General features: G+C 65.2%; 11 protein-coding genes. 4 read left to right on the forward strand and 7 right to left on the reverse strand.

Annotated features, from left to right (window positions below; translation table 11 throughout):
• Window positions 1-95: 95 nt before the first annotated feature.
• Entirely contained in the window at window positions 96-1,718 is a 1,623-nt protein-coding gene (locus tag CH273_RS05490; protein WP_032395251.1) for a peptide ABC transporter substrate-binding protein, read from the reverse strand.
• Between the two features lie 444 nt (window positions 1,719-2,162).
• Between CH273_RS05490 and acs the strand changes: the two genes are divergently transcribed.
• A complete protein-coding gene (gene acs, locus CH273_RS05495) occupies window positions 2,163-4,106 on the forward strand; it encodes an acetate--CoA ligase (RefSeq protein WP_032395558.1) in 1,944 nt (647 codons plus the stop codon).
• A gap of 41 nt (window positions 4,107-4,147) precedes the next feature.
• Here acs and CH273_RS05500 read toward each other — a convergent pair whose 3' ends face one another.
• Together CH273_RS05500 and CH273_RS05505 are read right to left on the reverse strand one after the other, a co-directional pair.
• Window positions 4,148-5,992, reverse strand: coding sequence for a glycosyltransferase family 39 protein (locus CH273_RS05500; RefSeq protein WP_032395252.1), 1,845 nt, complete (start codon window positions 5,990-5,992; stop codon window positions 4,148-4,150).
• 152 nt (window positions 5,993-6,144) lie between these two features.
• Window positions 6,145-7,515 (reverse strand): MFS transporter, encoded by a 1,371-nt coding sequence (locus CH273_RS05505; protein ID WP_045200857.1) that lies wholly within the window; start codon window positions 7,513-7,515, stop codon window positions 6,145-6,147.
• 247 nt (window positions 7,516-7,762) lie between these two features.
• On the opposite strand from CH273_RS05505, the gene CH273_RS05510 reads away from it, so the two are divergent.
• Window positions 7,763-8,257 carry a phage holin family protein gene (locus CH273_RS05510; RefSeq protein WP_032395253.1) on the forward strand — a complete coding sequence of 165 codons (495 nt, stop codon included), beginning with the start codon at window positions 7,763-7,765 and terminating at the stop codon, window positions 8,255-8,257.
• A 21-nt stretch (window positions 8,258-8,278) separates the two neighbouring features.
• Window positions 8,279-9,211, forward strand: a complete 933-nt coding sequence (locus CH273_RS05515; RefSeq protein WP_032395254.1) for an alpha/beta fold hydrolase — start codon at window positions 8,279-8,281, stop codon at window positions 9,209-9,211.
• On the opposite strand, the gene marP is transcribed toward CH273_RS05515, so the two are convergent.
• Genes marP through nth form a run of 4 tightly spaced genes read right to left on the reverse strand, consistent with a single transcriptional unit; the run spans window position 9,208 to window position 12,531 of the window.
• Window positions 9,208-10,398, reverse strand: a complete 1,191-nt coding sequence (gene marP, locus CH273_RS05520) for an acid resistance serine protease MarP (protein WP_032395255.1) — start codon at window positions 10,396-10,398, stop codon at window positions 9,208-9,210. The two genes, CH273_RS05515 and marP, sit on opposite strands and share 4 nt — an antisense overlap.
• Window positions 10,395-11,081, reverse strand: coding sequence for an NUDIX hydrolase (locus CH273_RS05525; RefSeq protein WP_032395560.1), 687 nt, complete (start codon window positions 11,079-11,081; stop codon window positions 10,395-10,397). The genes marP and CH273_RS05525 overlap by 4 nt, the downstream gene beginning before the upstream one ends.
• Window positions 11,082-11,104: 23 nt before the next feature.
• Window positions 11,105-11,713 (reverse strand): TlpA family protein disulfide reductase, encoded by a 609-nt coding sequence (locus CH273_RS05530; RefSeq protein WP_052049547.1) that lies wholly within the window; start codon window positions 11,711-11,713, stop codon window positions 11,105-11,107.
• 50 nt (window positions 11,714-11,763) lie between these two features.
• The gene (nth, locus tag CH273_RS05535) at window positions 11,764-12,531 is read right to left on the reverse strand and encodes an endonuclease III (RefSeq protein ID WP_032395257.1); all 768 of its coding nucleotides are present in this window, start codon (window positions 12,529-12,531) and stop codon (window positions 11,764-11,766) included.
• A gap of 92 nt (window positions 12,532-12,623) precedes the next feature.
• Here nth and CH273_RS05540 point away from each other — a divergent pair, with 92 nt between their 5' ends.
• Window positions 12,624-12,893, forward strand: a complete 270-nt coding sequence (locus CH273_RS05540; protein ID WP_032395258.1) for a hypothetical protein — start codon at window positions 12,624-12,626, stop codon at window positions 12,891-12,893.
• Window positions 12,894-13,049 lie beyond the last annotated feature (156 nt).

Genomic DNA, 13,049 nt, shown 5'->3' on the forward strand with positions numbered 1-13,049 from the left:
CGCAGGTCGGCGTGAGACGTATCCGACCCACGGTTGAACGAGACCCGGTGGGTGACAACCGATCACGCATGGTTGCCACCCACCGGAATTTATCGTCAGCTGACTACGACGTCCTCGAGAACGATGTTGCCTCGGTTGTCGATCTTGACGTCGGAGACGCGATCGGACCACACAGCCTGGTTCAGGCCGTAGAACAGCGGGGTAGCGGGCATCTGGTCGATCAGGATGTCCTCTGCCTTCTGGTAGTCCGCCGTTGCCGTGTCGATATCTGCAGCGTTGTTGCCTTCGGCCAACGCGGCGTCGAATGCCGGGTCGTTGAAGAAGACGTAGTTGCTACCTGCCGGCGGGGTTGCGGCTGCCGAGTACAACGGGGAGAGGAAGTTGTAGATCGACGGGTAGTCCATGATCCAACCCGAGCGGAACGGGCCGGTCATTCCCTTGGCGTCCTGCAGCGGCAGGTACTGCGCGAACTGGAGGTCGCCGCGCAGTGCGTAGTTCACGCCCAGGTTGTCACGCAACTGGTTGCCCACGGCGGTCATCCACGAATCGTGGCCCGCACCGGCGTTGAACCACAGGTCCACCGGCTGGCTGCGGTCGAACCCGGCCTCGTCGAGCAGACGGTTGGCCTCGTCCGGGTTGAGCTCACAGTTCGCACCGCAGGCGTCCTCGCGGTATCCGTCGACGACGGGCGAGGCGAAAGATCCTGCCGGGGTACGGGTATCGGTGAAGATCGCGGTGGCGATGGCCTGACGATCGATGGCCATCGAGAATGCCTTGCGCACCCTCGGATCCTGGAAGCGCGGGTCGTAGGTGGGGAAACCGAGGGACGTGATGTCGGGACGCGCACGCTCGCCGTAGCGGTCACCGAACTGGTCACGAGCCGTGGCCCACGCATCCTCGGGCAGATCGAGCATGACGTCGAGTCCGCCGCCCTGAACATCGTTGTAGCCGGTGTTCAGCTCGGTGTAGACCTTGAAGTTGACGCCTGCGGACTGAGCCGGGTTGTCGCCCTTGTAGTCGTCGTACTTGGTGACGGTGAAGCCCTGTCCCGGAACGAAGTCCGAGTCGGCCTTGAACGGGCCGTTACCGATCGGGCGGGCACCGTATGCATCGGGGTCGGCGTAGAACGCCTCGGGCAGCGGGTCGAATGCCGTGTATCCCAGCGTGAGCGGGAAGATGGCGAACGGTCCGGTGAGCTTGACGGTGAAGGTCGTCTCGTCGACGACGTTCAGACCGCTCAGTTCGGTTGCGACGGGCTCGGCGGTGTCGCTACCCTGCAGATCCGCGTAGCCTTCGATGTTCTCGAAGAAGTACGAGGCACCGAATGCGTTGGTGCTCAACGCGTTGTAGCTCCACGCCTTGGTGTAGGACTCGGCCGTGACGGGGGTGCCGTCGTGGAACGTCCAGCCGTCCTTGAGCTTGATGGTCCAGGTGGTGTTGTCCTCGGATTCGACGGACTCGGCAACGCCGTTGTACTCGACGCTGTTGTCCTCGTCGTTGAACGTGACCAGCGGAGTGAAGAGGGCCTCAAGGACCTGGCTGCCTTCGCTCTCGGTGGTGTTACCGGGAACCAGCGGATTCTCCGGCTCACCGATGTAGATGCTGTAGATCCCGTCGGCACTGCCACCGGAACTCGAGCCTCCACCGCCACAGGCGGCGAGCAGGCTCGCACTCATCAGCACAGCCGTGGTGACGACCGCGGCACGTTTGATACGCAAGAAAATCCTCCATCCAGATGTGAACACGGGGTCATCCGTGCTCAGTTCCTCGGGCGCGACGCCCGGGGATTCGTGGGCGACCGCATGGCACGGCAGGTGGGCCGTTCCAACGATCTGATGGGATGGACTTTAGACACATCCTGAAACGAACATGTGAACTCCCCCAACTTTTGCTGACCCGTGAGTAAGCCGGAAACATGATCGAAACGTTTCGGCAAGTCGATTTCTCACAGTTCGGACATCCTCGTCGCCACGGGTCAACGCCGACGGCCCCGATGACCGCCCAGCGTGCAGAAACTACCGATCACCGCAGATCAGGGGGTTGCAGGCGATTGCAACGGTGCGATCGCCATCACATGTGACTACCCTCACAAGGGGCTCGAGACAGGCACGGGAGTGCAGTTTCATGAGCGAAATGCACCGGACGAAAGTGAGCTATTCGAGATGACGACCAGTACCTCCGGAACCGACGAGACCGCGGTTGCCTCCTACGCGCCGTCGGCCGAGTTCACGGCTACGGCGAACGCCGGGGCCGAGCTCTACGCCGCCGCCGAGGAGGACCGACTCGGCTTCTGGGCCGAACAGGCTCGCCGACTCCACTGGCACACCCCGTTCACCGAAGTACTCGACTGGTCCGACGCCCCCGTAGCCAAGTGGTTCGCCGACGGCGAGCTCAACGTCGCCTACAACTGCGTCGACCGCCACGTCCTCGACGGACACGGCGACCAGGTGGCCATCCACTGGGAAGGCGAGCCAGGCGACAGCCGCGACGTCACCTACTCCGATCTGCTCGCAGACGTCAGCCAGGCCGCCAACACCCTGACCGAACTCGGCCTCGCCTCCGGCGACCGCGTCGCGATCTACATGCCCATGATCCCCGAGGCCATCGTCTCGATCCTCGCGTGCGCACGCCTGGGCCTGACCCACTCGGTCGTCTTCGCCGGCTTCTCGGCCACCGCACTGCGCTCACGCATCGACGACGCCGAAGCCAAGCTCGTCATCACCACCGACGGCCAGTGGCGACGCGGCAAGCCCGCCCCCATCAAGGACACCGTCGACGAGGCCGTCGACGGGGCGGCTTCGATCGAACACGTCCTCGTCGTCAAGCGCACCGACTCCGACGTCGCCTGGACCGACGGACGCGATCTGTGGTGGCACGAGACCGTCGCGAAGGCATCGAAAGAGCATGAGGCACAGCCTTTCCCCGCCGAGCATCCACTGTTCATCCTCTACACCTCGGGGACGACGGGTAAGCCCAAGGGCATCATTCACACCTCCGGCGGCTACCTGACGCAGACCTCGTACACCCACCACAACGTCTTCGACCACAAGGCAGGCAAGGACGTCTACTGGTGCACCGCCGACATCGGCTGGGTCACCGGACACTCCTACATCGTCTACGGCCCGCTCTCCAACCGCGCCACGCAGGTCGTCTACGAGGGAACGCCCAATTCGCCCGACGAGCACCGGCATTGGAACGTCATCGAGAAGTACAAGGTCTCGATCTACTACACCTCTCCCACCCTCGTGCGCACGTTCATGAAGTGGGGCAAGGAAATCCCCGAGGCCCACGATCTGTCCTCGATCCGTCTGCTCGGTTCCGTCGGCGAGCCGATCAACCCCGAGGCGTGGCGCTGGTTCCGCGACGTCGTCGGTGGCGGCAGCGCACCGATCGTCGATACCTGGTGGCAGACCGAGACCGGCGCGATCATGATCTCCCCGCTGCCCGGCGTCACCGCCACCAAGCCGGGCTCCGCGATGGCCCCGCTGCCCGGTATCTCCGCCAAGATCGTCGACGACGACGCCAAGCCACTGGGCAACGGCGGCAACGGTTATCTCGTCCTCGACGAGCCGTGGCCGTCGATGCTGCGCGGCATCTGGGGCGACATGGACCGCTACAAGGAAACGTACTGGTCGCGCTACGCCGAGGAGGGCTGGTACTTCGCCGGTGACGGCGCCAAGTACGACGAGGACGGTGCCCTGTGGGTCCTCGGCCGCGTCGACGACGTCATGAACGTCTCCGGCCACCGCATCTCCACCTCCGAGGTGGAGTCGGCCCTGGTCAGCCATCACAGTGTCGCCGAGGCCGCAGTGGTCGGTGCCGCCGACGAGACCACCGGGCAGGGTATCGTCGCGTTCGTCATCCTGCGCGGCGGCGAGGAGAACACCGGCGATGCGTTGATCGCCGAACTCAAAGCTCAGGTCTCCAAGGAGATTTCGCCGATCGCCAAGCCGCGGGAGATCTCCATCGTTCCCGAGCTGCCGAAGACCCGATCGGGCAAAATCATGCGTCGCCTGCTGCGCGACGTGGCCGAGGGTCGCGAACTCGGCGACGTGTCCACCCTCGTCGACCCGAAGGTGTTCGAGGCGATCACGAAGGGTCGCTAGCGCTCCCATGTGAGTGAAACTTCGTAGCCTGCTACGAAGTTTCACTCACATGCGGCGCAGCCGCTCAGATCGAACACCGTGTAGTCGCCGACGGTTTCGGGTGTGAAGGTCGCTGTCACCCAATCATCGATCGCCGACGGTCGGTTCTTGTCGTTGCCGGCGATGAAGTAGTGGATTTTCCCGGCTGCCACGTCGGCCCGGAACTGGTCGAGCGTGGGCGACGGGTCGGTTCCGGAGAACCCGCCCACCGGCATCACCGGGTCGTCGGTCGCGAGCTGTAGGCCCGCGGCGGCGTTGGATCCGATCGTCGCCGCCACCCAGGTGTAGTGCTGTGCACCGGATTCGAGCAGCCCGGTCAGTTCGTCGTCCGGTGCCTGGGCACTGAAGTGCGTCGAGTGCCCGGCACTGTCGTCGCGCACTCCGGTTCTGGACCCTGCCGCCTCGGACGGAATCGAGGGGCCCGCCGATGGACCTCCCCCACTGTGCGGGGTGACGACAGTGTCGGCGACATACGCGACCGGCCCCGCCAACGCGACAGCCAGAGCGACTGCTCCCAACGCCATCGATGCCTGCCGAGATCCCCGGAACAGCAGCGCGACGGCCACGATCACTCCCGCTGCCAACACGACCCAGCGAAGCCACGGCACGAAGTCGGGAGTGCGGGCGAGAAAGACGAACGACGTTGCCGTGGTAACAGCCGAAACGAGCGCGAGAATCACACGCCCCCAAACTCTCTCGCGTCGCACCCACAGTTCACGCAGGGCAGCGCCGACGATCGCGGCGATCGCCGGCGCGATCACGATCGTGTAGTACGAGTGGAAGGTGCCCGACATGAAGCTGAACACCAGCGAGCACCCGACGAGCCACAATCCCCACATCACGAACCAGGCGCGAGCGAAGTCCCGTCGAGGAGCTGTGCCGCGCATGATGATTCCCGCCACCACGAGCACCAGCGCAGCCGGAATCAGCCACGAGATCTGACCACCCTGGGCGGCCGCGAACAAGCGGGTGATGCCCGTCTGCGCGCCGTGCCCGGCCGGGCCTGCACTGCCCGAGAACGACTCCGCGACGCCGCCGTGTTCGTTTCCCGTCAGTCGGCCCAGGCCGTTGTAGCCGAACGTCAGGTCCAGAATGCTGTCGGTCTTCGACCCGCCGACCCACGGCCGGTCGGCAGCCGGAACCAACTGGACGATCGCGACCCACCACCCGGCCGTCACGAGCACCGCCGCACCGGCCGCCAGTAGCTGGAGAAGTCGAACGCCGAGCCTCGGTGGACCGAAGGCCGCGTACGTCCCGGCAAGAGCCGGCACGACGAGGAACGCCTGGAGTTGCTTCGTCAGAAACCCCAGGCCGACAACAGCTCCGGTGAGCACCAACCATCGAGTTCGCCCGTCCTCGAGCGCGTGAAGCATCGCCCACGCTGCCCCCAACAAGGTGAGGGTGAGAAGGGCGTCGGGATTGTCGTAGCGGAACATCAGGGCGAAGGTCGGCGTCGTCGCCAATACCGCACCCGCGATCGATGCGGCCCCGTAGCCGAATCGACGGGCGACGATCGCGTACATGATTCCCACGCTCAGCACAGCCATCAGCACCTGCGGTAGCAGCAGCGACCACGAGTTGAGGCCGAAGATCCGCACGGACAGTTCCATGATCCACAGCGACGCAGGCGGCTTGTCCACCGTGATGGAGTTCGCGGCGTCGGACGAACCGAAGAGGAAGGCCTTCCAGCTCACCGAGCCGGCTTGAACGGCGGCTGCGTAGAAGGAATTACCCCAGTGCTCGCGGTTCAGATCGAGGGCGTAGGCCCCTGCGGTCGCAACGAGAAGGGCGGCGAGAGTGGGCATTGCCCAGCGCGGGCGAGCGATGTCGCGTTCGAGGACGGTCACAGTCGATCACTGTTGCCCCCGATCCTGAGGATGTGCGATCAAGTTGCTGACAATCGCCCGTCAATCGTCGCAGCGGACGAAAACGAGCGGACCCACGTGAGCGGAAATTCGACCCCTGCTACGAATTTCCGCTCACGTGCGGCGCAGCCGCTCTACACGCTGTCGAGCGACTGATCTCGTGTTTCCTTCATGATGATCAGCGAGATCAGCGTCAACGCTGCGGCGATGGCGAGGTACACGCCCACCCAGCCGACGCCGTAGCTGCTCACCAGCCAGGTGGCGATGAACGGTGCCACTGCGGCACCGAGGATCGACGCGGTGTTGTACGAGATTCCCGAGCCCGTGTACCGAACGTTCGTCGGAAACAGCTCGGGCAGAACGGCACTCATCGGTCCGAAGGTCAGGCCCATCAGCCCGAGGCCGACGCACATGAACACCAGCATCTTGCCTGCCGAGGCGGACGCCGGATCTGCGAACCAGTGGAACGACAGACCGAACAGCACGATCGCCGACGTGATGACGATCAGCGTGGGGCGACGGCCGTACTTGTCGGCCAGCAGTCCGGCCACCGGAATCAGCGCCGCGAAGAACAGCACCGCGATCAGCTGGAGCTCGAGGAAGTCGGTGTACGGGATGGCCAGCTTGGGGCCGTTGACGTCGGCCACCTTGCCCGTTCCGTAGCTGACCACCCACGTGGTCATGATGTAGAACAGCGTGTAGGTGGCGAGCATGACGAACGTTCCGATGATCAGCTGACGCCAACTGGTCTTGAACACCTGCGCCAGCGGGGTCTTGACCTTCTGGCCCCGCTCGACGGCCAGCTTGAACACCGGCGTCTCCTCCAGCTTGAGCCGCACGTACAGGCCGATGATGACCATGACGGCGCTGAGCAGGAACGGGATTCGCCAACCCCATGTGAGGAACGCGTGATCGGTGCCCGAGTTCACGGAGTCGTAGCCCGTCGCGATGACGATGAGCAGGAAGATGCCGTTGGCGAAGAAGAAGCCGATCGGCGCGCCCAGCTGCGGGTACATCGCCGCCCACGCTCGCTTGCCCGGCTTGGCGGTTTCGGTGGCCAGCAACGCTGCACCGCTCCACTCGCCGCCGAGACCGACGCCCTGGGTGAAGCGCATGATCGCCAGCAGAGCCGGAGCCCACAGGCCGACCGCGGCGTACGTCGGCAACAGCCCGATCGCGAACGTCGCGACACCCATCGTCAGCAGGGAGCCGACGAGCGTCGCCTTGCGTCCGATGCGATCGCCGAAGTGGCCGAACAGAATCGACCCGACGGGCCGCGCGATGAACGCCAGGCCGAAGGTCGCGAACGACGCCAGCAGAGCGGTGGTGTCGTTGCCCGCGGGGAAGAACAGACGCGGGAAGACGAGCACTGCGGCGGTGGCGTAGATGTAGAAGTCGAAGAACTCGATGGACGTGCCGACCATCGAGGCGATCACGATGCGCGACCGCGGCACCTGGGGTGCGGGAATGGCACCGTCGGCGGTGACGGCGTGTGCTGAACTCACGAATGCTCCTGAAGGGGGAAGTTCCCTGCAAATTACCTGATGAACACCTGAGAATTTCACGCCCCGGGGCTGTTCGTTGCCGGTTCGTGCAACATTGTCGTGTTTGCCCTCGCGGACGCGGAGGTACCCGGCCACGACAGCCGAGCGTCGCTCGACTAGCGGGAAACAGTTAATCTGCTATCTAGGCACTACTGTCGATACGATCTTCCGCACAACACCGAGCAGAGCAATTACAAGGGGTCGAGAGTTGAGCGTCAGCAATGACAAGGGATACGGCAACGGCGTCCCGAACACGATTTCGTCGATACCTCTGACCGATGTCGATGCCCGCACCCCTGGTAGCGCCAGCATCGGAAACCTCGTCAAGGACGCCACCACTCAGGTCTCGACGCTCGTACGCGCCGAAGTCGCCCTCGCCAAGGCCGAGGTCACCGGCGAGGTCAAGAAGGGACTGCAGGGCAGCGTCTTCTTCATCATCGCGTTGACGGTGTTGCTGTTCAGCTCGTTCTTCTTCTTCTTCTTCGCCGCCGAACTGCTGGACGTGTGGCTCTACCGCTGGGCGGCATTCCTGATCGTGTTCGCCGTCATGGTGTTGGCGGCGGCGCTGTTCGGATTCCTCGGATACCGCAGGGTCAAGAAGTTGCGCAAGCCCGAGAAGACCATCGACTCGCTCAAGCAGGCGTCGACGGTGCTGCCGAACCAGCACGATTCCATCCCCGGAGTTCCCGGCTACAAGAAGTAGTAGCCCGGCGAGTCGAGCAGTATGAATCAGCCCGATCCGTCCACGGTCCGATATCCGGGACGGTGGATTCACCGCGACATCCACGCCAACGGAATTCGGTTCCATGTCGTCGAGGTCGGCGAACACGCACCGGACGCACCGTTGGTGGTTCTGCTGCACGGCTTCGCCGACTTCTGGTACTCCTGGCGACACCAACTCGAGGCACTGTCGCGGTCGGGTGTTCGCGCCATTGCCGTCGACCTGCGCGGATACGGTGACTCCGACAAACCTCCACGCGGCTACGACGGGTGGACCCTGGCGGGCGACATCGTCGGCCTGGTTCGAGCACTCGGTTACCCGAACGCCACCTTCGTCGGCCACGCCGACGGCGGTCTCGTCTGCTGGGCCAGTGCAGCGCTGCACCCCCGCCTGGTGAACTCGATGGTGCTCGTCAACGCGCCGCATCCCATCTCTCTGCGTCGCTCCGTGTTGAAGGACTCAGCCCAACGCGCCGCCCTGCTGCCCCACTTCGTTCGCTACCAGGTTCCGCTGCGCCCCGAGAGGCTGCTGACGCGTCGAGGCGGTGTCGCGGTGGAAGAACTGATGAGCAGCCGCGCCGGGAACGCGTGGCAGCGCACCGAGGATTTCGCGGACACCACGGCCAAGATGCGGTCGGCCATCCGTATTCCGGGGGCTGCGCACTGCGCACTGGAATATCAGCGCTGGGCGTTCCGCAGTCAGTTCCGTTCCGACGGCCGCCGCTTCATGGACGCCGTGGACGTCCGCACCTCGATTCGCGTCGCGCAGATCAGCGGCGACCTGGACCCGTACGTCCTGCCCACCACCCTCGACAGAGATCGGCACTGGGCTCCGGGGCTGACGCGTCGAACAGTGCGAGACGTGGGGCATTACGTGCACCAGGAATCCCCCGACGTGGTGTCGGAGGAGATCCTGCGGGTCGTGCGCGAGCGCTAGACGATGCAGTCGCCCGTGCCCACCGGCACCGGGGCATCGAAACTCTGCGCGAGCTCGTCCGCGATCTCCGACGCGGTCAGCACGAATCCGGTGTCGGGGTCGTCGACCGCCGCGCCGAACACCACACCGAGTACCTCACCGGACGAGTTGACCAGCGGTCCACCGGAATTGCCCTGCCGCACCGATCCGCGGACGGTGTAGACCTCGCGTTGGACGGTGCCGGTGCGGTAGATGTCCGGTCCGCTGAGGTTGATGATCTCGCGGATGCGCGCCGGGCTCGCCGTGTACGGCCCGCCCCCGGGGTAGCCGAGCACGATGGCGTCGGTTCCGGATTCGGCAGGTGCCGGCGCGAACGGCAAGACCGGGGCCTGAAGCTCCGAAACCCGAAGCACGGCAACGTCTTCTTCCGGATCGAACAACACGACGTCGGCGTCGAGCGGTCCGTTGGGCGAATCGACCGTCACCTCGGACGTGCCTGCGACGACGTGCGCGTTGGTCATCACCAGATCCGATCCGACGACGAAACCCGAACCTTCCAACGCCTTCTGGCAGCTCGGCGCGATGCCGTTGATCTTGATGACGCTCGATTGCAGTTGCACCGGAATCGGTCCAGCTGCGATCCCGGAATCGGGTGCGGCGACATTCGCGACCGGAGTGCGTCCGAACGGTCCGATGACGTCGGGAAGCCCGGACGTATCGAGCAGCGCCGAGAATTCCTTGGGCACCTGACGCAACCAGTCGGGCGCCACCTCGTCGACTTTGCCCAGAACCGTCGAGCCGCGCACAGCGCTGGCGACCTCGGGCTGCGAGGACGACGTCAGCGGAATGGCGAGCAGCCACGCGGCCGCGAGAACGGCTGCGGCCTGCAACCCGGCACCGATGGTGCTGTCGACCGATCGTGCTGCGCGCGAATGGATTCCGCTGCGCAATGCCCGACCGAGAACCATGCCGGCCACCTCACCGACGATCACCAACACCACGATCAGCGCGATTCCGACGAACACCCGCGTCCGCGAACCGTCGACGTGTTCGAGCACGTGCGGTGCCACCAGAATGCCGGCGACGGCCCCGAGCACGACACCGAGAAACGCCAGCGCCGACGCCACCGCCCCCTGCCGCCATCCCGACGTCGCCGCCAGCAGTGCGATGGCAACCACCGCGATATCGACCCACCCTGAACCTGTCACCGATCGAGCCTCGCTCCTACCGCAGTCAAGCTGGCCTCCAGATCGCGTATGTCCCCCGTGTCCCACTCGGGCTCCCAGCCCGATACAGCCAGCAGACCCGCCAGGATACCGCCCGTGAAGCCCCACACCAGCATGCCCTGCACAGCGAACGCGGGACCCTGGTATCCCGCAGGGTGGCGTACCTGGAATCTGTTGTTCGGATCGAGCAACTCGCGCAACGGAACTCGCACCACTCTCTCGGTCTCGCCGGGATCGACGACGCGAACCGGGGTCGGCCGCTCCCAGTACGAGAGCACAGGAACCACGTCGAAGCGCGAGGGCGGAACGTAGATTCCCGGCATCGTCGCCAACGGGACGACGCCTGCCGGGTCGAGCCCGGTCTCTTCCTGCGCCTCCCGCAGTGCCGTGCCGATCGGGCCGTCGTCGCCCGGGTCGGTGGCTCCGCCGGGAAAGGCGATCTGCCCGCTGTGATCTCGCAGTGTCGATGCACGCTGGGTCAGCAGGACGTCGGCGTCGGCAGGCAGTCCGCCGGGCGCACCGGGATCGGCGACGGGTGTGCCGCCGAACAGCACCAGCACGGCTGCGGACCGCGGCCGGTCGGACGGCGGCGCTTGACGCTGCAGCACGGGGTTGGTGCCGGTGGTGTCGGTGAGTCCGCCCGCCCTGCCTGCGACGTCGATCATGCGCCCGAGCCAGTCGGGTGCGGTCACGAGTCGACTCCGAGGTTGACGCGGACGGCGTCGGCGATGTCGTCGACGCTCCGGAAGGGTTGTGGCAGCACCTTGGCGACAGTGCCATCCGCAGATATCAAAACGGAAACGGGCAGCACGTTGGGCGCTCCGACGGCGGCGGCGACTCTGCCCGCGCCGTCCTGAACGCCGGGCAGAGTGACGCCGTAGTCGGTGAGCCGAGTCAGGCCGTTGGCTTCGTTGGCGTCGTTGTGCACCGTCAGGACCTCGATCTTCTCGCCCGCCCGTTCGGCGTACTGCTGCAGATAGGGCAGCTCTTCGGCGCAGGGCCCGCACCAGTACGCCCAGATGTTGAGCAGCGCCGGTCGGCCCGCCAGCACCTGGCCGAGATCGACGGACGAGCCGTCGCCGATGCATTCGAGGGTGACGCCGGTCAGCGGACCGGATGCAGCACCCGACGGCGTCGGACATGGGGTCAGACCTGCGTCGCGCCGCAGCGGGGCAAGGGCCTCGGCGGTGTCGGCTGCGCGACGCTCGTCCGTGCCCGGTGCCCGCTGCCCGAGGCCGGGAGAGTCCGTGGGTTGGGCGGTCGGCGCGTCGCTTCGGGGCCACAGCGCGTAGACCATCCCGACCACCAGGATCAGAGCGACCAGTGACCACCGCAGAGCAGATCTGTTCACGGCACGATTCCGGCAAGGGCGAGGAGGTGGTCGGTTTCCGGGCCCTTCACCAACGCGGCCGCAGCGGCGGGGTCGGTCGGACCGGTGCCGAAGGACGGGCAGTCCTTGGCGAGGACGCACACCCCACATGCGGGTGTACGAGCGTGGCAGACGCGTCGACCGTGAAAGATGACTCGATGCGAGAGCAGCGTCCACTCCTTGCGTTCGATGAGTGCGCCGACGGCGTGCTCGACCTTGACCGGGTCCTCCTCCTCGGTCCACTGCCACCGCCGCACGAGCCGTCCGAAATGGGTGTCGACGGTGATTCCCGGAACATCGAAGGCATTGCCGAGCACGACGTTGGCCGTCTTGCGGCCGATCCCGGGAAGGGTGACGAGATCCTTCAACGTCGCGGGCACCTCGCCGTCGAAGTTCTCCAGCAACTTCTGTCCGAGTCCGATCAGTGAGTTCGCCTTGTTTCGGTAGAACCCCGTGGTGCGGATGTACTCCTCGAGCTCGGTGCGGTCCGCCTCGGCGTAGTCGCGTGCTGTGCGGTATTTCACGAACAGTGCCGGGGTGACCATGTTGACGCGCTTGTCGGTGCACTGCGCGGACAGGATGGTCGCGACGGCGAGTTCGAGGGGCGTGGTGAAGTCCAGTTCGCAGTACACGTGTGGGAACGCAGTGTTCAACGTCCGGTTCATCCGCCGAGCTCGGCGCACGAGCCCGAGGTGCGTCTCTTCGCGTTTGCGCACGTCGGGGCGTTTCGGAGCTGTCGAATCCACTCCACAACTGTACGGACAAGAATGCGTAACGTTCCTCGCGGCAGGAGTGGGCTGTGTTTGTATCGAGACCTTTTCGGTGTTAACTGGCCGGTATGCAAGGACTCGCCGTGGTGCTCTTTCCGGTACTACTCATGCTCTTCGCACTCGCGATGGAACGCGTCGAGTTCCGGCTCAGCAAGCTCGGCGTCCGAGAGCAGGAAGTACAGGAGTTCCTCGATCAGGCGAGCACGTCCGAGGTCGCCACTCTGGCGAACGAGGGCTTCCCGCACGCACTGGCCCGATTCAACACCCGCAAACGCCGCCAGACCCCGCCGCGGACCGTCGACACGCGCGACGGCATGGTCGACCAACGAGCCAGCTGAGCGCACGTTTCGTCCCATTGGTCGTAATTTCGATGAATTTCAGGTGAACGGGAACACACACCCGAGACCTCTGGCAACCTGTGGTGGCGTCGATCACTCGGTTTCCACCGACTCGAAGTAGACTCCCCTGAGGTAATTGTTGTGTTTGATCATCTG

Origin of the sequence: Rhodococcus sp. 05-339-2, from assembly GCF_002258965.1 — a bacterium.
Lineage (GTDB): Bacteria > Actinomycetota > Actinomycetes > Mycobacteriales > Mycobacteriaceae > Rhodococcoides.